At 68.0% G+C, this 25,482-nt stretch carries 23 protein-coding genes; 13 read left to right on the top strand and 10 right to left on the bottom strand.

What is annotated here, in order from left to right:
- Positions 1–6: 6 nt before the first annotated feature.
- The 3 genes from U9J23_RS01525 to U9J23_RS01535 all read left to right on the top strand — a co-directional run bounded on the left by U9J23_RS01525 (position 7) and on the right by U9J23_RS01535 (position 3,185).
- Complete coding sequence (locus tag U9J23_RS01525; protein WP_080968318.1) at positions 7–840, top strand: enoyl-CoA hydratase/isomerase family protein; 834 nt, start codon at positions 7–9, stop codon at positions 838–840.
- 34 nt (positions 841–874) lie between these two features.
- The gene (locus U9J23_RS01530; protein WP_229582570.1) at positions 875–2,332 is read left to right on the top strand and encodes an aldehyde dehydrogenase family protein; all 1,458 of its coding nucleotides are present in this window, start codon (positions 875–877) and stop codon (positions 2,330–2,332) included.
- A 97-nt stretch (positions 2,333–2,429) separates the two neighbouring features.
- Positions 2,430–3,185: an IclR family transcriptional regulator gene (locus U9J23_RS01535; protein ID WP_059383225.1), complete on the top strand. Its 756-nt coding sequence runs from the start codon at positions 2,430–2,432 to the stop codon at positions 3,183–3,185.
- 109 nt (positions 3,186–3,294) lie between these two features.
- Here the strand turns inward: U9J23_RS01535 and U9J23_RS01540 are convergent, their stop codons facing one another.
- Both U9J23_RS01540 and U9J23_RS01545 read right to left on the bottom strand, forming a co-directional pair.
- The gene (locus tag U9J23_RS01540; protein ID WP_326601030.1) at positions 3,295–3,444 is read right to left on the bottom strand and encodes a hypothetical protein; all 150 of its coding nucleotides are present in this window, start codon (positions 3,442–3,444) and stop codon (positions 3,295–3,297) included.
- Between the two features lie 21 nt (positions 3,445–3,465).
- The gene (locus tag U9J23_RS01545; RefSeq protein WP_326601032.1) at positions 3,466–4,212 is read right to left on the bottom strand and encodes a LysR family transcriptional regulator; all 747 of its coding nucleotides are present in this window, start codon (positions 4,210–4,212) and stop codon (positions 3,466–3,468) included.
- 140 nt (positions 4,213–4,352) lie between these two features.
- Here U9J23_RS01545 and mdlC point away from each other — a divergent pair, with 140 nt between their 5' ends.
- From mdlC to U9J23_RS01565, 4 genes are read left to right on the top strand one after another with little or no spacing between them, the layout of a single operon-like run.
- Positions 4,353–5,933: a benzoylformate decarboxylase gene (gene mdlC / locus U9J23_RS01550; protein ID WP_085469874.1), complete on the top strand. Its 1,581-nt coding sequence runs from the start codon at positions 4,353–4,355 to the stop codon at positions 5,931–5,933.
- A 39-nt stretch (positions 5,934–5,972) separates the two neighbouring features.
- Entirely contained in the window at positions 5,973–7,094 is a 1,122-nt protein-coding gene (locus U9J23_RS01555) for an ABC transporter ATP-binding protein (protein WP_064059877.1), read from the top strand.
- Positions 7,091–8,899: an ABC transporter permease gene (locus U9J23_RS01560; protein WP_080968315.1), complete on the top strand. Its 1,809-nt coding sequence runs from the start codon at positions 7,091–7,093 to the stop codon at positions 8,897–8,899. Before U9J23_RS01555 ends, U9J23_RS01560 begins: the two co-directional genes overlap by 4 nt.
- A 31-nt stretch (positions 8,900–8,930) precedes the next feature.
- The gene (locus U9J23_RS01565; protein ID WP_326601036.1) at positions 8,931–10,028 is read left to right on the top strand and encodes an ABC transporter substrate-binding protein; all 1,098 of its coding nucleotides are present in this window, start codon (positions 8,931–8,933) and stop codon (positions 10,026–10,028) included.
- Between the two features lie 81 nt (positions 10,029–10,109).
- Here U9J23_RS01565 and U9J23_RS01570 read toward each other — a convergent pair whose 3' ends face one another.
- On the bottom strand, positions 10,110–10,991 hold the full coding sequence (locus U9J23_RS01570; protein ID WP_326601038.1) for a LysR family transcriptional regulator ArgP: 882 nt from the start codon (positions 10,989–10,991) through the stop codon (positions 10,110–10,112).
- 72 nt (positions 10,992–11,063) lie between these two features.
- Between U9J23_RS01570 and U9J23_RS01575 the strand changes: the two genes are divergently transcribed.
- Complete coding sequence (locus U9J23_RS01575) at positions 11,064–11,666, top strand: LysE/ArgO family amino acid transporter (protein ID WP_059383192.1); 603 nt, start codon at positions 11,064–11,066, stop codon at positions 11,664–11,666.
- Positions 11,667–11,671: 5 nt separating this feature from the next.
- Here the strand turns inward: U9J23_RS01575 and U9J23_RS01580 are convergent, their stop codons facing one another.
- The gene (locus U9J23_RS01580) at positions 11,672–12,538 is read right to left on the bottom strand and encodes a cation diffusion facilitator family transporter (protein ID WP_179161820.1); all 867 of its coding nucleotides are present in this window, start codon (positions 12,536–12,538) and stop codon (positions 11,672–11,674) included.
- 35 nt (positions 12,539–12,573) lie between these two features.
- Positions 12,574–12,993, bottom strand: a complete 420-nt coding sequence (locus U9J23_RS01585; RefSeq protein WP_085469896.1) for a pyridoxamine 5'-phosphate oxidase family protein — start codon at positions 12,991–12,993, stop codon at positions 12,574–12,576.
- A 148-nt stretch (positions 12,994–13,141) separates the two neighbouring features.
- Between U9J23_RS01585 and U9J23_RS01590 the strand changes: the two genes are divergently transcribed.
- The 3 genes from U9J23_RS01590 to tgt all read left to right on the top strand — a co-directional run bounded on the left by U9J23_RS01590 (position 13,142) and on the right by tgt (position 18,540).
- Positions 13,142–15,883 carry a calcium-translocating P-type ATPase, PMCA-type gene (locus tag U9J23_RS01590; RefSeq protein WP_326601041.1) on the top strand — a complete coding sequence of 914 codons (2,742 nt, stop codon included), beginning with the start codon at positions 13,142–13,144 and terminating at the stop codon, positions 15,881–15,883.
- A 162-nt stretch (positions 15,884–16,045) separates the two neighbouring features.
- The gene (locus U9J23_RS01595) at positions 16,046–17,284 is read left to right on the top strand and encodes an MFS transporter (RefSeq protein WP_059383190.1); all 1,239 of its coding nucleotides are present in this window, start codon (positions 16,046–16,048) and stop codon (positions 17,282–17,284) included.
- Positions 17,281–18,540: a tRNA guanosine(34) transglycosylase Tgt gene (gene tgt, locus U9J23_RS01600; RefSeq protein ID WP_174479644.1), complete on the top strand. Its 1,260-nt coding sequence runs from the start codon at positions 17,281–17,283 to the stop codon at positions 18,538–18,540. Before U9J23_RS01595 ends, tgt begins: the two co-directional genes overlap by 4 nt.
- A 74-nt stretch (positions 18,541–18,614) precedes the next feature.
- Here the strand turns inward: tgt and U9J23_RS01605 are convergent, their stop codons facing one another.
- The 5 genes from U9J23_RS01605 to U9J23_RS01625 form a co-directional block, all read right to left on the bottom strand.
- The gene (locus tag U9J23_RS01605; RefSeq protein ID WP_059383189.1) at positions 18,615–19,346 is read right to left on the bottom strand and encodes a queuosine precursor transporter; all 732 of its coding nucleotides are present in this window, start codon (positions 19,344–19,346) and stop codon (positions 18,615–18,617) included.
- Between the two features lie 125 nt (positions 19,347–19,471).
- A complete protein-coding gene (locus tag U9J23_RS01610; RefSeq protein ID WP_085469868.1) occupies positions 19,472–20,242 on the bottom strand; it encodes an RDD family protein in 771 nt (256 codons plus the stop codon).
- A gap of 108 nt (positions 20,243–20,350) precedes the next feature.
- A complete protein-coding gene (locus U9J23_RS01615) occupies positions 20,351–21,295 on the bottom strand; it encodes a hypothetical protein (RefSeq protein ID WP_059383187.1) in 945 nt (314 codons plus the stop codon).
- An 86-nt stretch (positions 21,296–21,381) separates the two neighbouring features.
- Positions 21,382–22,314 (bottom strand): tRNA glutamyl-Q(34) synthetase GluQRS, encoded by a 933-nt coding sequence (gluQRS, locus tag U9J23_RS01620; protein WP_085469867.1) that lies wholly within the window; start codon positions 22,312–22,314, stop codon positions 21,382–21,384.
- A gap of 9 nt (positions 22,315–22,323) precedes the next feature.
- On the bottom strand, positions 22,324–23,223 hold the full coding sequence (locus tag U9J23_RS01625; protein WP_085469866.1) for a LysR family transcriptional regulator: 900 nt from the start codon (positions 23,221–23,223) through the stop codon (positions 22,324–22,326).
- Positions 23,224–23,346: 123 nt separating this feature from the next.
- Between U9J23_RS01625 and U9J23_RS01630 the strand changes: the two genes are divergently transcribed.
- Together U9J23_RS01630 and U9J23_RS01635 are read left to right on the top strand one after the other, a co-directional pair.
- Entirely contained in the window at positions 23,347–24,735 is a 1,389-nt protein-coding gene (locus tag U9J23_RS01630; RefSeq protein ID WP_106200751.1) for an MFS transporter, read from the top strand.
- Positions 24,732–25,469, top strand: coding sequence for a 3-hydroxybutyrate dehydrogenase (locus tag U9J23_RS01635; RefSeq protein WP_059383183.1), 738 nt, complete (start codon positions 24,732–24,734; stop codon positions 25,467–25,469). Before U9J23_RS01630 ends, U9J23_RS01635 begins: the two co-directional genes overlap by 4 nt.
- The last annotated feature ends 13 nt before the right edge of the window (positions 25,470–25,482 follow it).

The raw sequence follows: 25,482 nt of genomic DNA on the forward strand, positions 1-25,482 counted from the left end.
AAGAGCATGACCACCACAGAAGTCGGTTCCGTCGACAACGCCGCATCCACCGAGCCGGACTACTCCGACGAGGTTCTCTACGAGGTGCGCGGCAACGCCGCGTGGATCACGATCAACCGCCCGCATCGCCGCAACGCGATGGCGCGCCGCACCGTCAACCAGCTCACCGAGGCGTTCGTCGAGGCGGGGGAGGACCCGGACGTCTTCGCCGTCGTCATCACCGGCGCCGGTGACAAGGCGTTCTGCGCCGGCGGCGACATGAAGGAGATGGACGACATCGCCCGCTCGGGGCGTCAGGTCCACGTCCCGATGACCGGCCTGTACCGCGCGCTGTTCGAGGTGATGCTCGAGACGTACAAGCCCGTCATCGCCGCGATCAACGGCCACGCCATCGCGGGTGGTTGCGAGATCGTGCTCTCCAGCGACGTCCGCATCGCCGTCGAGGGCGCCACGATCGGCCTGACCGAGGCACGCCGCGGCATGGGCGCCAACCTCGGCTCGGTGCTGCTGCCGCGCCTGGTGCCCCGCGCCGTCGCGATGGACCTGCTCTACACCGCGCGGACCATCCCGGTCGAGGAGGCCAAGGAGATGGGCCTGATCAACCGCGTCGTCCCGCGCGAGGACTTCGAGGCCGAGGTCCAGAAGTACGTCGACGACATCCTCGCGAACTCGCCGGTGACGCTGCGCCGCTACAAGGAGATGGCCACCAAGAGCTGGGGCCTGCCGCTTCCGAGCGCCCTGCGCCTGAACGTCGGCCCCAATCCGTACCTGAGCGAGGACCGCGTCGAAGGTGTCCGCGCCTTCCTCGAGAAGCGCGCACCCGTGTGGAAGAACCGCTGACCGACCGAACGCCGCGGCGCCTGCAAGGAGCATGATGAACCTTCTCGATCCCGGCCGCTGGGCCGGCAACATCCACAGCGGTGGCTGGATCCCCGGAGCGGCGGGCGACCAGCCGGCGCTCGAGGCCGCCACCGGCGCGGAGCTCGGCCGGATCGGTGTCGCCGACGCCGATCAGGTCCGGGCTGCGGCCACCGCCGCGGCCCGTGCGCAGGGGGCGTGGGCCGCGGCGAAGCCCGCCGACCGGGCCGCCGTGCTGCGCCGCGCCGGCGACCTGTTCGCCGAGTACGCCGGGGAGATCGAGGAGTGGCTGGTCCGCGAGTCGGGTGGCACCCGGCTCAAGGCCGGTCGGGAGCTCGCGGCAGCACGTGCGGAATGCTATGAGGCAGCAGGTCTTCCGACACATCCGTCGGGAGAGGTGCTGGCCACCGACAGCGACCGCTGGTCGTTCTCGCGTCGCCGTCCCGCGGGTGTGGTGTCGGTGATCGCACCGTTCAACTTCCCGCTGACACTGTCGATCCGCTCCGTCGCACCGGCGCTTGCGCTCGGCAACAGCGTGCTGCTCAAGCCCGATCCGCGTACGTCCGTGAGCGGCGGGGTCGTTCTCGCGCGGATCTTCGAGGAGGCCGGCCTCCCCGAGGGTGTGCTCCACGTGCTCACCGGTGGCGCCGACGTCGGGGAGGCCGTGGTCTCCGCACCGGAGGTCGCCGTCATCTCGTTCACCGGTTCCACCGCAGCCGGACGCCGGGTCGGGGAGGCCGCGTCGCGCCTGCTCAAGCGCGCTCACCTCGAGCTCGGCGGCAACAACGCGCTGATCGTGCTGCCCGGTGCGGACCTCGACCGCGCCGCCTCCGCCGGGGCCTTCGGATCGTTCCTGCACCAGGGCCAGATCTGCATGGCGACCGGTCGCCACATCGTCCACCGCGACATCTACGACGAGTACGTGGCGAAGCTGGCCGCGAAGGCCGACGCGCTGCGGGTCGGCGACCCGTTCACCGACGACGTCGACCTGGGCCCGATCATCGACGAGCGACAGCTGAAGTCGATCGACGCGATCGTGCGCGATGCCGTGGACGCCGGTGCCCGGGTGTGTGCCGGTGGCACCAACGACGGGCAGTACTACCGGCCCACCGTGCTCGCGGACCTCGACCTGTCGATGTCGGCGTGGACGGACGAGATCTTCGGACCGGTCGCTCCGGTGGTGCCGTTCGACGACCTCGACGAGGCCGCCGCACTGGTGAACGCGAGCGAGTACGGACTGTCGGTGGGCATCCTCGGCGAGGTGGGTCTGGCGATGCAGCTGGCCGATCGCATCGACTGCGGCAAGCTGCACATCAACGAGCAGACCGTCGGCGACGAGGCATACGCACCGATGGGCGGAACCGGTGCATCGGGAACGGGTTCCCGATTCGGCGGACCGGCGGCGAACTTCGAGGCCTTCACCGAAACCCAGTGGGTCACAGTGAGGTCGGAGATCGCTCCGTATCCGTTCTGAGAACGATCGACGGTGCGCGACACGGCTGTCCGGGACGGTGCGTGCGGGATGTGATTCGATGTTGTCGTACACATCCCGCACCACCCCAGGACGAGCCATGAGCAACAACGACGACGGCAAGCGGTCGGTCCTGGGTCGTGCCTTCGAGATCCTCGACTGCTTCGCCGGGGGCGCCGAGATGACGGTCGCGGGGATCTGCGAGCGCACGGGGCTCCCACCGGCCACGGTGCATCGGATGCTCGCGGCGCTGGTGCGGTGGGAGGGCGTCGAACGCCTGTCCCACGGCCGCTACCGTCTCGGACGGCGGATCTGGAGCCTGGGAATCGGTGCGCCGCAGGTGCGTCGTCTACGGGAGCTCGCGCAGCCCTATCTCGTCGACCTGCACGTCGCCACACGCGGCACCGTCTACCTGGGTGTGCGGGACGGATCGGACGGGATCTTCTCCGACCGGATCACCCGCGTCAAACCCACCGCCAACTCCTCCCGGGCGACCCGCAGACTTCCGTTGCACCGCACCGGTGGTGGGCGGGTCCTGCTCGCCTACAGTCCCGAGGCCTGGGACGAACTCGTCGCCGATTCGGCGTCGGATCCGGAGATGACGGCGCGTATCCCGGAACTGCGTGCGCAGCTCGCGGAGATCCGCCGCACGGGTGTGGGGATCGCCCGCAACGACGGCCTGCCCGGCCGTACCTCCGTCGCGGCGGCCGTGCTCGATTCGCAGGGCGCCATCGTCGCCAGCGTGACCGTGGCCTTCCCCGAGTCCCGGATTCCGCAACCCCAGCAGATCGTGCCGCGCGTGATCGCCACGGCACGAGCGATTTCCCGCGATCTCGCGGCCACCGGCGAATTCTGACCGGCGTATCCCGCCGTCGGCTGTATCCGACAATCGACGGTAACCGCTACCGTCCCGGTCATCCGCTGCAGTCATTGCCGTAGCGGATGGCGAACAGGCGAGCGGACGGCTACGTCGGGTCGGGGGTCGAGCCGTCGCCGAGGACCTCGACGACGAGTTCGCGCAGCCAGTCGATCTCGGGGGACGGCAGGTCGCGCCGGATCGTGTACAGCGACACCACCGATTCCGGGACCTCGAAGGGCAATTCGTACAGGCCCACCTCACCGAGACGGGCGGAGCGCTAGGCGTAGACGCGCGGGGCGAAACCCAGATAGGTGGTCGAGGTCAGCACGCCGGCGATACCGGTGAAGCTCGGGAGGGTCACTGCGACGTCGCGGTGGATCCCGAGTTCGCGGATGCGCAGATCCACTGCGGTGTGTCCGGTTTCGACCGCGACCGACACGTGACGTTCCGCCTCGAATTCCTCGAGGCTCGGCGTCGATCCGATGCGTGGATGGTCGGGTCGGCGCACTCCGATGTACGGCTGAGTGAACAGCGGCGTGCGGTCGAGATCGTGCCCGTTCAGAACCGGGGTGCACACCACCGCGTCGGCGTCCCCGAGCCGCAGCGCCTCGCCCGCGTGCGAGAGGGCGAGCGGAACCACGTCGACGCTCGCGAGGGGAGCCCGAACGGACAACGCGGTCATGATTTTCGGCAGAAGTCCCGTAACGCCCACATCGGACAACACCAACCGGAAGGTCCGGGTCGTGGCAGCCGGGTCGAACACCTCGGCGGCGTTCATGACGGCATCGAGACGCTCGAGGATCTCCCGCAGGCGGGGATAGAGTTCGTCGGCCAGGCGCGTGGGTACGAGTTGCTGGTGGCGGCGGACGAACAGCTCGTCGCCGAATCGCTTGCGCAGCTTGCCCAGTGCGTAACTCACGGTCGGCTGGGCCACGAAGAGGTTCTCGGCAGCGAGCGTGACGCTTCTGGTCTTGTAGACGGACACGAACACCCGCAGCATACCGAGGTCGTAATTGTTCGCCATTCGGTTGACTATAGATGTATTGAATAATGCGATCGGCAGAATCTATTGGATCTATGTGACCGCCCTAACATAGTGTTCTGACAAGTGGTCGTCCCGACCCTACGAATTCTCTTCTCGTCCTGTTGTAAGGGGACCTCTGCATGCCCACGATTCGCGAAGTGACCTTCGAGCTGCTGCGCCGGCACGGTATGACCACGGTCTTCGGCAACCCCGGTTCGAACGAGCTTCTGTTCCTCAAGGACTTCCCCGAGGACTTCGACTACGTCCTCGGTCTCCACGAGGGTGCCGTGGTGGCGATGGCGGACGGTTACGCGCAGGCGAGCGGACAGCCGGTCTTCGTGAACCTGCACGCCGCAGCCGGCACCGGCAACGGCATGGGTGTACTGACCAACTCGGTGTACTCGCACTCGCCGCTGGTGATCACCGCGGGTCAGCAGGTGCGCGACACCATCGGCCAGGAGGTCATGCTGGCCAACGTCGATGCGGCGAGCCTGACCCGTCCGCTCACCAAATGGAGCGCCGAACCGACCTGCCCCGAGGACGTGCCCCGCACCATCAGCCAGGCCGTCCACATGGCGACACTGCCCGCGCCCGGCCCGGTCTACGTCTCGGTGCCCTACGACGACTGGGAGCGCGAGGCCCCGGCCAACACCGCTTATCTCGCCGAGCGACGCGTCACCACGACGACCGAGCCGTCCGAGGCGATGACGGCCGAACTCCTCGCCGCCCTCGACGGTGCCGCCCGTCCTGCGCTGGTCCTCGGACCGGACGTCGACGCGGAGCGCGCGAACGGCTTCGCGGTGCAGCTCGCCGAAGCGCTCGGCGCCGCGGTGTGGATCGCACCGTCGCCGTCGCGGTGCCCCTTCCCCAACACCCACCCGCTGTTCCGCGGGGTGCTGCCCGCCAACGTCATGTCCATCCACGAGGCACTGGCCGACCACGACGTGGTGCTCGTCGCCGGTGCCCCGGTCTTCCGCTACCACCACTACCGTCCGGGTCCCTTCCTGGCGGAGGGCACCCGCGTGCTGCACCTGTCCGAGGACACCGGTGAGGTCGCCCGCGCTCCCTTCGGCGAGGCCTACCTCGCCCCGGTCGGCGCGACGCTGCGCATCCTTGCCGAGCGGGTCCACCGCCGCGATGTTCCGGCCGAGCCGGCCCGGGAGGCGTTCGCACGCGGAGCCGATCGCACCGAGGCCATGCACCCCGACACGGTGTTCGCCACCATCGCCGAGATCGCTCCCCGCGACGTGGTCTACGTCAACGAATCGACCTCCACGGCGGACGCGTTCTGGCGGCACACCCAACTCGTCGAACCGGGTTCGTTCTACTCGCCGGCCTCCGGCGGTCTGGGCTTCGGCCTGCCCGCCGCCGTCGGCGTCCAGCTCGCCCATCCGGAGCGTCGCGTGGTCGCGACCATCGGTGACGGATCCGCCAACTTCGGGATCACCGCACTGTGGACCGCGGCCCGCCGCGACGTGCCGGTGGTGTTCGTCATCCTCAACAACGGCACGTACGGCGCGCTGCGCCGGTTCACCCGCGCTCTGGACACCGGCGAGACCCCAGGACTCGACGTGCCCGACATCGACTTCGTCAAGATCGCGGAAGGCTACGGCGTGAAGGGCGAACGGGTCACCGGTGCCGAGGAACTGAAGGCGGCCCTGCACCGAGCCTTCGAAGGCACCTCCCCGGTGCTGATCGAAGCCGTCACGTACTTCGAGTAGGACCCGCCACCCGCCGGAAAGACAACCTGAGGAACCACTATGAAGATCACGATCGAGAACCTGCAGCTCCGCTACGGGAAATTCACGGCCATCGAGAACCTCAACCTCGAGATCGACGAGGGCGAATCGGTTGTGCTGCTCGGCAAGTCGGGTTGCGGCAAGACCAGCACCATGCGCTGCATCGCCGGTCTCGAGGAACCCACCGCCGGTCGCATCACCATCGGCGACACGGTCGTCTTCGACGCCGCGAAGGGCATCAACCTGCCGCCGAACAAGCGCAACGTCGGCATGGTCTTCCAGTCGTACGCGGTGTGGCCGCACATGACCGTCTTCCAGAACGTGGCCTACTCGCTGAAGCTGCAGAAACTTCCTGCGGCAGAGGTCAAGTCGCGTGTCGCGGAGGTACTCGAACTCGTCGGTCTGTCGGACTTCGCGCAGCGTGGCGCGAGCCTGCTCTCCGGTGGACAGATGCAGCGTGTGGCACTCGCCCGCTCGCTCGTGATGCGCCCCTCGGTGCTCATGCTCGACGAGCCGCTGTCGAACCTCGACGCCCGCCTGCGCGACCGTCTTCGGGTGGAACTGCGTGAGATCCAGCTGAGCCTCGGCCTGACCACGGTCTACGTCACGCACGACCAGCAGGAGGCATTCGCACTCGCCGACCGCATCGCGCTCATGCAGGGCGGGCGGATCGTGCAGATCGGCGGCCCCACCGCCATCTACAACGAGCCGGCGAGCGCGTCGATCGCACACTTCCTCGGCGTGTCCAACATCTTCGACTGCACCGCCACCGTCGGCGCCGACGGCTACGTCACGGCCGTTCGCACCGGGGGAGAGGTGATCCGTACCGAGCAGCGCGGTCTCGCAACCGCTGACGACTTCAAGGCGTGCATCCGGTCCGAGGACCTGGTGCTGTCGAACGTGTCCGGCGGGGGCACCAACGAGTTCTCGGGCCGCGTCGCCGTCACGAGCTTCCAGGGTTCGAGCATCCGCTACGCCGTCACCCTCGACAACGGAGGCGAGCTCGACGTCTTCGCCCCGACGAAGGGCGCCGAGCGCTTCGCGATCGGCGATCGCGTCTTCGCTTCGGTCGCACCGGAGAACGTCCAGGTCCTGCCGGCCGATGTGGTTCGCCAGGCACGACTGCAGGAGGTCGCGGCATGACCCAGCTGGCCACTCCCCCCGAGACACGTCCGGTCGACGACCTCGAGCCCGACGCCCCGGTATCGGCGCCGTTGTGGCGTAGGGGAATCCTCCGCAAGAACGGCGCGGCGCTGGTGGTTCTCGCCGTGCTGGCCGTACTGGTGATCATGCCGATGATCCTGGTGCTCGTGGCCGCGATCGCCACCGAGGTACCGCGCCCGGGCAACGGCGGCCTCGGTGCTCTCACGCTCGACAACCTCAAGGTGCTCACGAGCCCCGACGCGGTCAAGGGCCTGGTGAACTCCCTCATCCTCGGCCTCGGAGCGACGGCCATCGCGCTCGTGATCGGTGCGACGCTCGCGTTCATCTGCGCCCGCACCGACGCGCCCTGGCGCCGGTTCATCTTCTTCATCGGCATGGCGCCGGTGTTCGTGCCGGCTCTCGTCGGTGCGCTCGCCTGGTCGCTGCTCGCTTCTCCCAGTGCCGGATTCGTCAACATCATGCTCGCCGACATGGGCCTGGACATGACGATCAACATCTACAGCATCCCGGGCCTGATCTTCGTCCTCGGCCTGTTCTACGCGCCGTACGTGTTCATGCTCGTGCACAGCTCGCTGTCGATGATGAACGCCGACCTCGAAGAGGCCTCGACCGTCCACGGCGCGTCCCTGAAGACGATGTTCCGGACGGTGACCCTGCCGCTCGCCATGCCGGCGCTGCTCGGTTCGGGCATCCTCGTCTTCGCACTGAGCATGGAGAACTTCCCGGTCGCGGCGGTTCTCGGTAACCCCGCGGGGATCGAGACCCTGCCCACCTACATCTTCCGGCTCATGGGTGCGGCCCCGGCCCAGGCGAACGCCGCCGCCGGTATCGCCATCCTGCTCACGCTCGGCCTGGTCTTCGTCACCATGGGCCAGCAGTGGATCGTCAACCGCCGCAAGTTCACGACGATGACGGGCAAGGGTGCCCGTCCCCGTCAGGTGCCGCTGCGCGGTTGGCGCTGGCCGGCAACGATCTTCGCGCTCGTGTACTTCCTGCTCGCGATCGCGCTGCCGATGGGTGCGCTCTTCCTCGCCGCGACCCAGGACTCGCCGTACCTGTACAGCATGTCCCAGATGTTCCAGGGCGGAATGTCGTTCGACAACATCGTGAAGGTGGCCTCGGCGGCCGACTTCCAGAAGGCACTCGTGAACTCGGTGGTCGTGGCCGTCGTCGCCGCCTTCGCCGGTACGACGATCAGCTTCTCCGCCTCGTACATCCGCTACCGCACCAAGAGCCGTCTCGGCGCTCTGCTCGAGCAGATCGCGACCGCACCGCTCGCCATCCCGTCGATCGTGCTCGGTATGGGCATCCTCTGGACCTGGCTGAGCCTGCCGATCCCGATCTACGGCACGCTGATCATCCTCGCCGTCGCCTGTGTCGCCGTGGCACTGCCGCAGGGCTACCGCTCGATCTCGTCGTCGATGCTGCAGCTGCACAGCGACCTCGAGGACAGTGCCGTGATGCTCGGCGCCCGCCGGTCGCGCGCCATCGTCAACGTCACCGTGCCGTTGATGCGCGTCGGTATCGTGTCGACCTTCCTGCTCCTGCTCATGCTGGCGATGCGCGAACTGTCGGCCTCGCTGTTCCTGTTCACCTCCGACACCCGGATCCTGTCGATCCTGGTCTTCGACAACTTCGAGAACGGGCAGACGGCGGTCGCGGCCTCCATCAGCGTGCTGTTCGTCCTGGTGATCGCCGTGCTGGCCGTCCTCGCCCAGCTCGCCGGCAACCGGGAGAAGAAGCAGCTCGCCGAAGCGTCGGACTCCGGAACCAATTCGCTCTGACCGGACTTTTCGAGAAACGAAAGGCCTCACCATGAAAACGCGCAAAGTAGCGCTCACCGCTCTGTCGGTCGTCCTCGCCACGACACTCGCGGCGTGCGGCGGCGGAGATTCCGCCGGCGTCACCTCCCAGGCCGAGGTCGACACCTCGGAGGGTCTGGTCATCGACGGCGAGACCATCGCCGACAAGGAGACCTACGAGGCAGCGAAGACGCAGACGCTGAGTCTGTACTCGAGCTACCAGGAATCCAACGAACAGGCCTTCATCGAGGCATTCACCCGCGACACCGGCATCAAGGTCGACCTGATGCGCCTCGTCCCGGCCCGGCTGGCCGAGCGCGTGCTCTCCGAGCAGGGTGCCGGTCGCCTGAACGCCGACGTGATCCGCACGTCCGACTACGACATCGTCGACAGCTTCACCGAGGCCGGCGTGTGGAACCCGTACGTCGTGCCCGGCACCGAGGAACTCGAGGAGGTCGTGATCCAGGACGGCAACTTCTCCCGGGTCACCAACGTGGTGCAGACCTTCGGTTACAACACCCGCGCCGTCCCCGAGGAGGAGGCACCCACCTCGTGGGCCGACCTGCTCGACGAGAAGTGGCGCGGCAAGATCGGCATCTCGCAGGGTGCGACGGGCGGTTCCAACGTCGCACTCAACTGGTTCGTCGAGGAGAAGCTCGAGGACGGTTACTGGGAGAAGCTCGCTGCGCTGCAGCCGACGATCTACGACGGTGCCGGCCAGAAGCTGACGGCCTTCGCCCGCGGTGAGGTGCCGGTCGCGACCACGGGTTCGGCGTCGGTGAACGTCACCGCCACCGAGGACAAGGCGCCGATCGACTTCGTCGTGCCCGAGGAAGGCTTCGTGACCTTCGACTACTACCTGGGCAAGACCGCCGCCGCCAAGAACGCGGAAGCGGCCGAGGTGTTCATGAACTACAACTTCTCGCAGCGTGGCCAGGAGCTGTTCACCGAACTGGGCGACTACAGCGTGCGCCCCGACGTCGCACCGCCGACCGCGCTCGGCCGTGAACTCCCGCCGATCGACTCCGACAAGGTCTGGCGTATGCCGCTGACCGAGGTGGAGCGTCAGGCCGAGTACTCGCAGCACTGGGCAGAGGCGTTCAACTACTGATCCGCATCACCACCAGCGGGGCCCGAACCGGAGCGATCCGGTTCGGGCCCTGCTCGTTCCGGGAGATCGGGTGCCGGGAGATCAGTGCAGCACTTCGCGCGCGGTGCGACGGACCGCATCGGTCAGCGCGTCGAGCACGGGGGAGTCCAGCCGCCACCGCTGCCAGTACAGCGGCACGGCGATCGGGTCGTCCGGGGCCAGGCTCACGAGATCGGTCGTGTCGGTGACCATCGCATCGGGGAGCATGGCCCAGCCCAGCCCCAGCCTCGCGGCCTCGACGAACTCGAGGGCGCCCGGAACATAGTTGCGCGGCGGATCGAGCCGTCGCCGGGTCCGCTTGCGAACGAAGCGATCCTGCATGTCGTCCTTGCGGTCGAAGGTGAGCATCGGGGCCTCCCGCAGTTCGGTGGGGGCCATGCCCTCGGGGAACCAACGTTCGGCGAAGTCCACGCTCGCCATCGCGTGATAGCGCATGGCGCCGAGCTTCTCGGACGTGCAGCCCTGCACGGGTTCGGGGACGGAGGTGACCGCCGCCATGACGGTGCCGTCGCGCAACAGATCCGTGGAGTGGAACTCGTCCTCGCGGTGCAGTTCGAACAGTGCGCGATAGCGCACGGGCATCCGGGCCAAGGCGCGCAGCATCCAGGTGGACATCGAGTCGGCGTTGACGACGAGCGGGATCGTGGCGTAGCTCCCGGTGTCGGCGCCGAGGCCGAGTTCCTCGGAGGTGTCCTGTTCCAGGCGTGCGACCTGCCGAGCGAGTCGCATCACCACCTCGCCGGCCGCGGTCGCGCTGACGGGCCGGGTGCGTCGCAGCAGCACCTGACCGACGTGTTGCTCGAGCGACTTGATGCGCTGGCTCACCGCGGACGGTGTGACACGAAGAACAGCCGCCGCACCCTCGAAAGTGCCCTCGTCCAATACCGTTGCAAAAGTGCGAAGTTGAGCAAAGTCGAGATCCACATTAAGAAACTCTAATGCAGGTACAGCAAAATCAACTGTTCTTATCCGGATGGGATTCCTAGCGTCGATGCCATGTCACTCGTCGCCGCCGGATTCGTCACAGGTCTGTCCCTCATCGTCGCCATCGGTGCGCAGAACGCCTTCGTGCTGCGCATGGCCATCGCGCGACGATTCGTGCTGCCTGTGATCGCGATCTGCGTGATCTCCGACGCCGTGCTCATCACCGCCGGCATCGCCGGGATCGCGACGATCCTCGACCGTGCACCCGGCGCGATCGACGTGATCCGTTGGGCGGGTGCCGCTTTCCTCATCTGCTACGGACTGTTCGCGGCACGTCGCGCGTTGAAGCCGTCCGCGCTGTCCGCCGCGCCGGGCGGTGCCGTGACCATCGGCGCGGCCCTGCTGACCTGCCTGGCGCTGACCTGGCTCAACCCGCACACCTATCTCGACACCGTGCTCATGCTCGGTTCGGTGGCCAACCACTACGGCAATCCCGGCCGGTGGTGGTTCGGTGCCGGGGCGATCACCGCGAGCGTCGTGTGGTTCGCCGCCCTCGGATACGGCGCCCGCTACCTGCGCGCCTGGTTCGCCAAGCCGTCCTCGTGGCGCATCCTCGACGGCGGCGTCGCGGTCCTGATGCTCGGCCTCGGTGCCGGACTGGTCGCCTCGGCCTGATCACCTCATCTGCGTCCCGTGGGGGCGCGATCCGGCTCGAGGTGGCTGAACACCATGACTCCGGGCAGCGCCTCGGCGAGATCGGCCTCGATGCGGTCGAGCAGGTCGTGGCCGGCCCGCACCGTCCAGTCGCCCGGCACCCGCACGACGAGGTAGACGAAGCGTTGACGTCCTGATTCGCGGGTGCGTGGCGGCAGGATCGTCACCACCCCCGGTTCCCGATAGCGGTCGAGCACGGCGGTCACCGCCGTCACGTCCTCCTGGGGAAGAACCGCGTCGAGCATGCCGACGACCGCCTGCCGCACGAGCCCGAAACCGATCCGCAGGATGTTCAGGGCGACGAGGATCGCCACGATCGGGTCGAGCACGTCCCACCCGGACAGTGCGACCAGCGCGACGCCGACGAGCACGCCCGCCGACGTCCACACGTCCGTCAGCAGGTGTTTCCCGTCGGCGACCAGCGTGATCGACCGGTGTGCGCGGCCCTGCCGGATGAGCAGCAGACCGACCACGAGATTGAGTGCCGACGATGCGGCCGACAGCACGAGACCGAGTCCGACCTCGATCACCGGCTGCGGGGAGATCAGTCGTTCGACCGAGGTCCACAGGATCACCGTCGCGGCGGCGAAGACCATGGTGCCCTCGACCGCGGCGGAGAGGTACTCGGCCTTCCCGTGCCCGAAGTCGTGGTTCGCGTCGGCCGGTTTCGCGGCGAGTCGCAGCGCCGCGAGACCGACGAGCGCCGCGACGAGGTTGACCCCGGATTCGAGCGCGTCCGACAGCAGACCCACCGACCCGGTGATCCACGCCGCGGATGCCTTCAGCAGCATCGTTGCGAGCGCGGTCGCCACCGACAGCAGCATGAACCGCATCAACAGGCGGTGCTGCTGCGCAGAGGGCGTCACCGTCAGCGCTTGACGAGCTTCAGCCGCATCCCGGTGAGGTCGGTGGCCGTCAGCGCGACGTAGTCGTACTTCGGGGTGGGAACCCACGGCGACAGTCCGAGGGCGTCGATCCTCGCCGCGTCGTCGAAGCTCCGCAGGATCCGGGCGTGCCCGTGCAGCACGACGCTCCACGCGGAGTCCTCGCTGATCTCGTCCACCTCGAACGCGACCTGCGGATGCACCGCCAGCTCGGAGAGCTTGCTGCCCTCACCGCTGCGGAAGTACACCGTGCGGTCGTCGGTGACGTAGTTGACGGGATAGATCTCCGGTCGATCGCCGACGACGGTGACGAGGCGGCCCACCTTGCCCGTCGCGAGCAGGTCCCAGCACTGGTCCTCGTCGAGTGGGACGACAGGATCGTCGGTGTTCGGGTTGTCGCTCATCGCGTTCACTCCTCCGGTTCCGCTGCCGTATCCAGCACATCACGAACCGGCTTCCGGCGCAGTGGAACGCTCCGCCGGTTACGGTGAAACCGGCCGTCAGGACCGCATTCGCCCGATCCGCCGAGAACCGCCCGAACGAGGAGTGCCGATGTCCGCACAGGCTCCCGCGACCACCTCGAGTTGGCACACCCGCGCCGCGACCGACGTCGCCGAGGCGTTCGAGGTCGATCCGCAACGAGGACTGAGCGCGGACGAGGTCGAACGACGCCGCGGCGAGTACGGTCCGAACCTGCTCGACGAGGCGAAGAAGGTGCCGACCTGGCGGCGCGTGCTGTCGCTGCTCGCCGACAGGATGACCCTCGTTCTGGTCGTCGCGGCGGTGGTCAGCGCCACCGTCTCCCGCGAGTGGGAGACCCCCATCGTCATCTTCGCGGTCATCGCGCTCAACACCGTGCTGAACTACGTGCAGGAATCCCGGGCCGAGAGCAGCCTCGCGGCGCTGAAGAAGATGTCGGTGTCCACCAGCCGGGTGCTCCGCGACGGTCGCGGGACGGAGGTGCCCCGCGCCGAACTCGTCCCCGGAGACGTGGTGCTCCTCGAGGCCGGCGACACCGTCCCGGCCGACGGCCGGCTCGTCACTGCGGTCCGGCTGCAGGTCGCCGAGGCCGCCCTCACCGGTGAATCCCAGCCCGTCGACAAACGGGTCGACGTCGTCGACGATCCCGACGCGCCGCTCGGCGACCGCACCGACATGCTGTTCATGAACACCGAGGTCACCCGCGGCCGTGCCGCGATGATCGTCACCGGCACGGGCATGCGCACCGAGATGGGGGCGATCGCAACCCTTCTCGGATCTGCCGGTGTCGAACAGACGCCGCTGCAACGGCGCATCGGCCAGCTCGCCCAGACCCTGACGATCATCGCGATCGTGACGGTGACGCTGGTGTTCGTCCTCGGCCTGCTGCGGGGACAGACCTGGTCGGATCTTCTCGTCACCGCGGTATCGCTGGCGGTCGCCACCATCCCCGAAGGGCTCACGGCCGTCGTCGCCTTCACCCTCGCGATGGGCGCCTCACGCCTCGCGGCCCGCGGTGCGATCGTCAAACGACTCGCGGCGGTCGAGACGCTCGGCAGCACCACCCACATCTGCACCGACAAGACCGGCACCCTCACCCTCAACGAGATGACGGTGCAGCGACTGCTCGTCGCGGGCCGTGCCTTCCGCGTCACCGGAACCGGGTACGGAACCGACGGCAAGATCCTCGTCGGCGACGGCCTGCCCGCACCGGACTTCACGGACGCACTGCTCGGGATGGGACTGTGCAACGACGCGACCGTGCGCAACGGAGTGCTGGTCGGCGATCCCACCGAGGGCGCCCTCGTGGTGCTCGCCGAGAAGGGCGGCATCGACGTCGAGGGCGCGCGGGCCGCGCTGAACCGCATCGCGGAGGTGCCGTTCGACTCGGATTACAAGTACATGGCCACCTTCCACACCCTGCCGAACGGCGGATACCGCTGTTTCGTGAAGGGCGCACCGGGTGTGCTTCTCGACCGTGCCACGACGATCGCCGGCCCCGACGGTCCGATTCCGCTCGACGACGACGGTCGCGCGAGGATCCACCGGGCCGTGGAGGCGCTCGCGTCGGAAGGTCTGCGAACCCTCATGATCGCCGGTCGCGACCTCGACGCCGTTCCCCGCGGCGACACCGATGCCCTGCAGGAGAAGGTGGCCGACCTGACGATCCACGCGATCGTCGGCATCGTCGACCCGCCGCGGACCGAAGCCGAGGATGCGATCGCCGTCGCCCACGAGGCGGGCATCGCGGTGCACATGATCACCGGCGACCATCTGGTGACGGCCTCCGCGATCGCCGAGGAACTCGGAATCCGCGGGTCGGCTGCCTCCGGTGCCGATCTCGACAAACTCACCGACGACGAACTGCGCCGGAGAGCAAAGGAATTCGGTGTCCTCGCCCGCGTGGCGCCCGAACACAAGATCAGGTTCGTCGAAGCGCTGCAGGCCGACGGGCAGATCGTCGCGATGACGGGCGACGGCGTCAACGACGCTCCCGCGCTCGAACAGTCCGACATCGGTGTGGCCATGGGCATCACGGGAACCGACGTCTCCAAGGGCGCCGCGGACATGATCCTCACCGACGACAACTTCGCGACCATCGTCGCCGCCGTGGCCGAGGGACGCGGAATCTACGACAACATCGTCAAATTCGTGAAGTTCCAGCTCACCACGGCGTGGGGCTTCGTCCTGATCTTCCTGACGGCCGGTGTGCTCGGACTCGCGGGCGGGGCGCCCTTCAGCGCACTGCAGATCCTGTGGGTGAACATCATCATGGACGGACCGCCGGCGCTCGCCCTCGGTGTCGACCCGACCGCCCCCGACGCGATGAGGCGACGACCGCGGCCCGCGAACGAGGCCCTGCTCGAACGCTCCCGGGTCCAGCGCATCCTCGGCCTCGGCATCGTGATGACGGTGGGCACGATCGCGGTCCTGCACTTCGGGCCGGAACTGTTCCCCGACAGCGCATCCGACCCACTGTTCGCCACCACCCTCGCGTTCACGACATTCGTCTTCTACCAGGTGTTCAACCTGTTCAACGTGCGCTCGGATCTCGGATCGGTGTTCTCGGCGCAGACGTTCACCAACCACACCATCTGGATCGCGATCGGCGCCGTCGTCGTCCTGCAGATCTGCGTCGTCCAACTCGGCGCCCTGCAGGGAATCATGGACACCACCTCGCTCACCTCCGAACAGTGGCTGCTCGCGATCGCCGTCGGCTCGTCGGTGCTGTGGGTGGACGAGATCGGCAAGTTCGTCGCCAGGAGGATCGAGGCACGCAGGGCCGAGCGGGCGGATACGACCTTCCTCACCTGACGATCGAGAGATGGCGGAACTCACGTCGCCGCGGGGAGAAGTGCGAGGCCGGACTGCCCCAGAATGGAGGCTGCCCCCGCGTCGCTCCCCGAGCGCGCCCGCGTCCCGGCCCGCACGACCTCCGGCTCCGGGACCATCGACAGATCGAAGGTTTCCGCACCGATGACCACCACGGCTTCCGGCCGCCCACTCGACGATCCTGCCCACACCGACTCCGGACATCCCGCGCGCACGCTGGTGATGTGGGCGCTCGCCCTCGGCGGGTTCGGCATCGGAACCACCGAGTTCGTCGCGATGGGATTACTCCCCGAGATCGCGACGAGCATCGGGGTCTCCGAACCCACCGCGGGTCACGTCGTCTCCGCCTACGCGGCCGGTGTCGTCGTCGGTGCCCCGCTCATCGCGACGATCGCCGCCCGCGTGCCGCGCAAGACACTGCTGGTCGCGCTGATGGTCGCGTTCACCCTCGGGAACGCCGCCACGGTGCTGGCCCCGAACTACGGTCTGCTCGTCGTCTCCCGGTTCGTCGCCGGCCTGCCGCACGGCGCGTACTTCGGGGTCGCCGCACTGGTCGCGGCGCATCTCGCCGGACCCGGCCGCCGCGCGCGGGCGGTGTCGCTGGTGATGATGGGGCTGTCGGTGGCGAACGTCGTCGGGGTGCCCGCCGCCTCGTGGCTCGGCATGGCGCTGGGCTGGCGCGCGGCGTTCGTGCTGGTCGCGGCGATCGGAATCGCGACCGTTGTAGCCCTCACCGCCTGGGTGCCGACACTGTCGATACCGACGACCAGCGTGCGGGTCGAACTCGGGGCGCTGAAGAGCAGCACCGTCTGGCTCACGCTCGCCGTGGCCGTCATCGGCTTCGGTGGTGTGTTCGCGGTGTACACCTACATCAGCACCACGCTGACCGACGTCGCCGGAGTGTCGCGATCGCTCGTGCCGGTCGCGCTGATGCTCTTCGGTGTGGGCATGGTCGTCGGCAACGCGATCGGTGGTCGTGTCGCCGATCGCGGTGTGATCCCCGGCGTCTACGCGTCGATCACCTCGCTCGCGGTGCTGCTCGCGCTGTTCGTTGCCGCGGCCCACAACCCGTGGACCGCCTTCGTGATGGTCTTCGGCCTGGGTGTCGGATGCGCCGCCGTCGGTCCGGCACTGCAGGTGCGGTTGATGGATGTCGCCGAGGACGCCCAGACGCTCGCGGCATCGCTGCACCACGCCGCGTTCAACCTCGCCAACGCGTTCGGCGCGTGGATCGGCGGGGTGGTGATCGCGGCCGGTTTCGGTTACACCGCGCCCGCCGCGGTCGGCGTGCTGCTGGCGCTGGCCGGTGTCGCCGTGTTCGCGATCTCCGTCCGCCGCCGTGAGAAGGCCGCACATTCCCGACGTGATTGGATACGGAAGTGACCGATTCCAGCATTCCGACCCCGCCCGACCCCTTCTTCACGGTCGGAGCGCGTCTCGACAACGGACTCGGCCGCACGGGCACGATCCACACCCCGCACGGAGACATCCGCACCCCGGCCTTCGTCCCGGTGGGCACGAAGGCGACGGTCAAGGCCGTGCTGCCGGAGACGATGGCCGAACTCGGCTCGCAGGCGCTGCTCGCCAACGCCTACCACCTCTACCTGCAGCCCGGCTCCGACATCGTCGACGAGGCCGGCGGGCTCGGGAAGTTCATGAACTGGCCCGGCCCGACCTTCACCGACAGCGGCGGTTTCCAGGTCATGTCGCTCGGGGCCGGGTTCAAGAAGGTCATCGCGATGGAGTCCGTCGGCGTCCAGAACGACGACGTCATCGCCAAGGGCAAGGAACGGCTCGCCCACGTCGACGACGACGGGGTGACCTTCAAGTCGCATCTCGACGGGTCGCGGCACCGGTTCACCCCCGAGGTGTCGATGCGCATCCAGCACGAGCTCGGCGCCGACATCATGTTCGCCTTCGACGAGCTCACGACCCTCATGAACACCCGCGGTTACCAGGAACGCTCCCTCGAGCGCACCCAGGCGTGGGCGGTGCGGTGCATCGCCGAGCACGAGAAGCTCACCGCCGAACGTGCCCACCGCCCCTACCAGGCGTTGTTCGGGGTCGTGCAGGGCGCTCAGTACGAGGACCTGCGACGACAGGCCTGTCGGGGCCTCGAGTCCATCGTCGGCGAGACCGGACGCGGGTTCGACGGCTACGGCATCGGCGGTGCGCTCGAGAAGCACAATCTCGGCACGATCGTGCGGTGGTGCACCGAGGAGCTGCCCGAACACAAGCCGCGTCACCTGCTGGGCATCAGCGAACCCGACGACATCTTCGTCGCGGTCGAGCACGGCGTCGACACCTTCGACTGCGTCAATCCGTCGCGGGTCGCGCGCAACGCCGCGATCTACCACCCGGACGGCCGGTTCAACATCAACACGAGCCGCCACCGGCGCGACTTCACGCCGATCGACGAGAACTGCGACTGCTACACCTGCCGGAACTACACGCGCGCGTACATCCACCACCTGTTCAAGGCGAAGGAGATGCTCGCCTCGACGTTGTGCACGATCCACAACGAGCGGTTCACGGTGCGGCTCGTCGACGACATCCGGGCGAACATGGAGAACGGCACCCTCGCCGAGTTCAAGGCCGAGACGCTCGGCCGCTTCTACGCGAGCCGGCGTCAGGCCTGAGTCGTCCGGCGTGAGCCGTCACGCGGGTGTCGTCGGGCGTGAGCCGTCACGCGGGTGACGTCGGGCGTGAGCCGTCACGCGTAGGAGGGTTCGCGCTTCTTGACGTACGCGATCACGCGGTAGGTCACCGGGAGCACGACGATCTCCACCAGCGTCTTCCAGAGGAATCCGACAATCACGAAGTTGACGAAGTCGCCCCAGGTCGTGATGCCGATGACCCCGGCGGCGATCGAGCAGAAGATGAGGGTGTCAGCGAACTCGCCGACGACGGTCGACCCGATCAGCCGCGCCCACAGGTACTTCTCCCGGGTGCGTTCCTTGATGCGGACGAGCACGTACGAGTTGAGCAGCTGCCCGACCGCGTAGCCGGCGAGGCCGGCGATCAGCATCCGGGGCACCACACCGAGCACGTTCTCGAAGGACTCCTGACCTTCGTAGAAGTCGGCCGGGGGTAGCTGCTGCGTGATCCAGAAGCACAGCGCGGACAGCGCGACCGCCCCGAAACCGTAGAGAACGGCCCGGCGGGTGGCCGCGAAGCCGTACACCTCGCTAAGCACGTCGCCGAGGATGTACGCGAGGGGGAAGAGGAAGAATCCGCCGTCGGTGATGATCGGCAGGATCTGCAGCGGACCGACGGCGAACTCGGAGTCGGTGAAGAAGGCGATGCCCTTCGTCGCGGAGATGTTGGAGATCATCAGCACCGCGGTGAACAGCACGACGATCCCCGTGTACGGGCTGCGGCCCACGCGCGCGAATGCCGCGTGGTCGAAGAGGGCGGGGGAGGTGTTCGGTCCGTGCTCGGTCACTCGGACATCCAAGCATCACCACACGGCGATCACGAAGTTGCCGACGGTCTGTACGTGCGCGAACACCCCATATACGACGAACGGGTCCCGTCCTGACGAGAACGGGACCCGGAACGCGCGGGAGATCAGGACTTGCGTACCTGGGTGCCGCCGGCGAACTTGTCGTGGAAGCCCTGCTTGTTGCCGTCCTGCTCGATGGTGACCGCGATACCGATGTACGCGGCGAGCGACAGCAGACCGGCGAGGAAACCCAGCAGCGGGATGCCGGTGAGGATCTGCAGCGCGACGAAGGCGTTGCGCTTGGCGGCCTGCTCGATGGTGGGGTTACCACCGGCAGGGCCGGCGACCGACAGGCCGAGGAGCTTCTTGCCGATGGTCGCGCCCCGAGCGGACTCCATGTACGTCCAGTAGCCGAATGCGACGACACCGCTGACGACCGTCATGAAGAAGTCCACGAAGCCGCTTCCACCGCTCGCGATGATCATGATCGCGCTCAGGATCCCCATGGGGATACCGACGATGAGGCCGTCGATGATGCGGGCGCCGAGACGCGGGAGCAGCTCCCCCGGGGTGCCGGCACCGGAATTCGGATCCGGGCCGGGGAATCCCGGGCCGCCGAACCCACCGTCCTGCGGCGCCCCGTACTGGGGTGCACCGTACTGGGGTGCACCGTACTGAGGAGCGCCGAACTGGGGCGCACCGAATTGGGGCGTCCCGTTCTGCGGGGTTCCGTACTGAGGAGCGCCGTACTGGGGGTCACCGGTCTGGGGCGCGCCGTACTGCGGGAACTGCTGGGTGTAGTCGGGCGGGGTGGCGCCGTAGGACGGGGCGCCGCCGGGATGACCGCCCGTCGCCCGAGGATCCTGCTGAGGGGGTGGATAGCCACCAGTGGTCACTTATGTCTCCCTTGTCGCGATCGGCATGGCAACGCGCCACGGTACAGCGTGCCGTGGCGCATCGGTAGATGCCTCCGGATGCGACGGGAGGGTCCCGCCGGAGTTCTATCAGGCCGCTACGGGACCACCCGTGGTGACCCGGTAGGCGTACGTGACGGCGATGATCGACACCGGCACGGTGACCAGCAGGCCGATCAGGCACAGCAGGGCGCCGACGATGTTGATGCCGAACAGGGCGAGGGCGAGCAGGAACAAGGTTCCCGCATTCGATTTGACCGCATTGAAGCTCGACTTGATCGCGGTGACGGCGTCCTGATTGCGATCGATGACGAACTGCATCGTCCACCACGCGAAGAACGCGAACACCAGGCCCGGGATGATGCACAGCACGAGACCGATCGACGTGCCGATGCCCACGAGCAGACCTGCGAGGATGACCGCGCCGATCGGGCCGACCTGGAGGAACGTTCCGAAAGCGGGTCGCTGCCCATCGGTTTCGGCCAGTGCACCGCGCACGAAGGCGGCCTGGATCAGGTATCCGACGATCGCCGTGACGATGCTGCCGACGGCGTTCAGGAGGGTGAAGTCCGTCGCCTCACTGGTGAAGTCGAACCCGTTGAAGATGCCGCTGATCAGGCCCTGGATGACGAACGCGGCGAGCATGAAGACGATCCACACGCCGGCGTTGCCACTGAACTTCGACCAGCCGTAGGAGATCGCGTCGCCGACACTCAGCTGATTCGGGGGCGGACCACCGAAGTTCCCGGCACCGTATGCACCCGGCGGGGGCGGGTAGTCACCACCCGACGGGGGCGGCGGATAGTTCCCCGGCGGCGGGTAGGACCCACCCGGAGGCGGATAGTTGCCGCCCGAGGGCGGGGGATAGTTCCCCGGAGGCGGGTAGTTTCCGGGCGGCGGATAGTTCCCACCCGACGGGGGAGTGCCACCGCCCGACGGCGGCGGATAGTTCCCGCCCTGCGGGTAGTTTCCGGGTGGCGGATAACCACCCGGGTTCTTCGGATCCTGATTCGGGTCGTAACCACCGGTGGTCATGGCTGCCTCTCGTCTCCGGGATCGGACACTTCCGAGAGAGTACGGACATCACCTCGGGTCCGCATCCGCTATGTCCGCATCGTGTCCTATCGGATGCCGTCCTCGGACGGCGTGAACACCCACGGATCCCGGGGAAGACGCACGGGATTCCAGCGGTCCAGCAACAGCTCCGGCGACACGGGTTCGCCGGGGTCGGCGAGCCGCAGCGACACCGCGATCGTGCCCAGCACGTCGGCGGCCGTGTGTCCGAGCGCGAGCTGATCGGCCAGCGTCACCGCGCCGTCCCGCTTGGCGAGTCGCTTGCCCTCCGTGTTGAGCGCGAGCGGCACGTGCGCGTAGACGGGCTCCGACAGTCCGAGAAGGTGTGCGAGATAGGCCTGTCGGGGCGCGGAGGTGAGCAGGTCGTCGCCGCGCACCACCTGATCGATGCCCTGGTCGGCGTCGTCCACCACCACGGCGAGGTTGTACGCGGGAGTTCCGTCGTTGCGGCGCAACACGAGATCGTCGACGATGCCCGTGAAATCGCCGTGCAGCAGGTCGTGGACCGTGAACCACTCCTCGGTCGCCCGCAGCCGGATCGCAGGCGCGCGGCCGGAGGCCCGGCGCTCGGCCCGCTGCTCGTCGGTGAGGTTGCGGCAGGTACCCGGATAGGCGCCCGCGGGAGCATGAGGCGCGGAGGTGGCCTCGAGGATCTCGCGTCGGGTGCAGTAGCACTCGTAGGTCAGACCCGCCTGCTCGAGCCGCGCGATGGCCTCGTCGTACAGGCGCCGGCGGCGGGACTGGTGGACCACCCGGCCGTCCCAGTCGAGACCGATCGCCGCGAGATCCGCGAGCTGGCGTTGCTCCGCGCCGGGACGCACCCGGTCGAGATCCTCGACGCGGACCAGGAACCGGCGGTTCGTCGACCGCGCGAACAACCACGCCAGGACGGCGGTGCGCAGATTGCCGAGATGCAGGTCGCCGGAGGGACTCGGTGCGAAGCGACCCGCTCCTGCTTCGTCCTCGTCCGAAAATGACACCCGTGCACTCTATCGAGCGGCCCCCAGGAGCACTGCTCGCTGGGCGTGCACGACCTCCCGGATCGCCGCGACCGCGGCCGCGACCTCCGGCCGCCGCAGTGTCTCCGAACGCGCGACGAGCCAGTAGGCCAGGCGGGCCTCGACCTCACCGGGCAGGACACGGACGAGATCGGGGTGCCGGTCGGCCATGAAGCACGGCAGCAGGCCGAGACCTCCGGCGGCGCGGGTCGCCTCGACGTGCACGAACACGTTCGTCGAGCTGATCGAATCCTGCATGTCGGGGGCGATGCGCCGCGCGACGTCGAGATCGTCGACCTGCAGCATCGAATCGATGAAGTACACGAGGGTGTGCTCGCGCAGGTCGCGGACCGACGACGGGGAGCCGTGCGTGGCGAGATAGTCGCGCGAGGCGTACAGGCCCAGGTTGTAGTCGGCGAGGCGGTGCGCTTCGGCCCGATGCACCTGCGGGCGTCCGACGACCACCTCGATGTCCATGCCGGACCGTTGCTGCGAGGCGCGACGGGTGGTCGCGACGATCTCGACGGAGATACCCGGGTGGCGTTGCCGTACGAGAGCGCCGGCCGGGGCGGCGACGTAGGCGCTGAATCCGTCGGTGGCGGAGATGCGCACGACACCCTCGAGGCGACGCTCGCCCCGGGGGTTCCGGAGGCTGCCGACCGCAGCCTCGATGCGTTCGGCAGCCTCGAGCGCCTCCCGACCGAGGTCGGTCAGCTCCCATCCCGCCGCCGATCGCGTGAGCACGCGACCACCGAGGTTGCGCTCGAGCGCGGCGATCCGTCGGGAGATCGTGGTGTGGTTGACGCCCAGGTCGTCGGCGGCGCTGGTGAACCTGCCGCTGCGTCCGACGGCGAGCAGGACGAGGAGGTCATCGGCCGAGGGCACGCTCATATGTGCAGTTTTGCAGATCGCATCTGCGAATCGCGTCATTGTGGATGCATATGTGCGTATCGATACTCGGCATATGTGTTTGGAAGTGTTCCCCGTCACAGAGCGTCCCGGGAGGGTGCAACCATGAGCGTCGAACAGGCACGAACGGATGGGCCGGAGAGCTCCCCGTCGGCATTGCGCAGGGTCGTCGGTGCGTCCATGGCGGGCACCGTCGTCGAGTGGTACGAGTTCTTCCTCTACGGCACCGCCGCCACCCTCGTCTTCGCCAAGGTCTTCTTCCCCGACGGCGGCAACGAACTCGACGCGATCATCGCGGCGTTCGTCACCTACGCCGTGGGCTTCGTCGCCCGGCCGCTCGGCGGGATCGTCTTCGGTCACTTCGGTGACCGGTTCGGACGCAAGCAGCTGCTGCAGACCAGCATCATCATGGTCGGCGTCGCGACCTTCCTCATGGGCTGCCTGCCGACCTTCGGTGCCATCGGATACTGGGCGCCGGCACTGCTCGTGACGCTCCGGTTCGTCCAGGGCTTCGCGGTCGGCGGCGAGTGGGGCGGCGCGGTGCTGCTGGTCGCAGAACACAGCCCCAACCGCTCCCGCGGGTTCTGGTCGTCGTGGCCGCAGGCCGGCGTGCCGATGGGCAATCTTCTCGCGACGATCGTCCTGCTCGTCCTCACCACCACGCTGCCCGAGTCGGCTTTCCTGTCGTGGGGCTGGCGAGTCGCGTTCTGGCTCTCGGCCGTCATCGTGCTGATCGGCTACTACATCCGCACCAAGGTCACCGACGCCCCGATCTTCCTCGAGGCGCAGCAGGAGGCCGACAAGCTCAAGGAGACGTCGTTCAACGTCTTCGAGGTGCTCAAGCGCTACCCGCGCGGCGTGTTCACGGCCATGGGCCTGCGGTTCGCCGAGAACGTCATGTACTACCTCGTCGTCACCTTCTCGATCACCTATCTGAAGATCGTCGTCGGTGCCGACACCAGTCACATCCTGTGGTGGATGCTCGCCGCCCACGCCGTGCACTTCGCGGTCATCCCGATGGTCGGACGGCTGTCGGACACGCTGGGACGCCGCCCCGTCTACATGATCGGTGCCGTCACCGCCGGTGCCTGGGGCTTCCTCGCCTTCCCGATGATGGACACCGGCAACAGCGCGTGGATCGTCTCCGCGATCGTCATCGGACTCGTCTTCCACTCGTTCATGTACGCCGGGCAGCCCGCGATCATGGCAGAGATGTTCCCGACCCGCATGCGCTACTCGGGTGTCTCGCTCGGCTACCAGGTCACCTCGATCGTCGCCGGGTCGCTCGCCCCGATCATCGCCGCGAGCCTCCTCAGCCGCTTCGATTCGTCGGTCCCGATCTCCTTCTACCTGCTCGGCTCGTCGCTGATCACGATCGTCGCGGTGATCGTGGCACGTGAGACGAAGGGCATCTCGCTGCGCGACATCGACGCCGCGGACGCGGAAACGGTCGCCCAGGAGAAGGCCGCCGAGAACGCCGGGGTCTCCGCATGAGGGCCCGCACCGCACTCGTGACCGGTGGAGCCGGCGGGATCGGGGCGGCCTGCGCTCGCGCCCTCGCCGGTCAGGGAGTCCGAGTGACCGTCGCCGACGTCGACGAGGTCGCCGCGAAGACGCTCGCCCACGAGATCGGAGGAGAGGCGTGGGGCGTCGACCTGCTCGACACCGACGGCCTCGCCGGTCTCCGCCTCGACGTCGACATCCTCGTCAACAACGCCGGCATCCAGGTCGTGCGGCCGGTGGAGGACTTCGCCCTCGCCGACTTCCGCCGCATCCAGACGCTCATGGTCGAGGCGCCCTTCCTGCTCGTGAAGGCCGCGCTGCCCGGCATGTACGAGCGGGGCTTCGGCCGGATCGTGAACATCTCGTCGGTCCACGGGCTGCGGGCGTCGGCCTTCAAGGTCGGGTACGTCACCGCCAAGCACGGCCTCGAGGGGTTCTCCAAGGTCGTCGCGCTCGAGGGTGGTCCCCGCGGTGTGACGAGCAACTGCGTCAATCCGGGTTACGTCCGTACCCCGCTGGTGGAGAAGCAGATCTCGGAACAGGCCCGTGCACACGACATCCCGGAGGATCGCGTGCTCTCGGATGTGCTGCTCACCGATCAGGCGGTGCCCCGGCTGGTCGAGCCGGAGGAGGTGGCCTCGCTCGTGTCGTGGCTGGCCTCCGACGAGGCCGGGATGGTCACCGGCGCGTCGTACACGATGGACGGCGGCTGGTCGGCCCACTGACCGCGTGGCGGTC

This window comes from Rhodococcus sp. PD04 (assembly GCF_035918275.1).
Lineage (GTDB): Bacteria > Actinomycetota > Actinomycetes > Mycobacteriales > Mycobacteriaceae > Rhodococcus > Rhodococcus rhodochrous.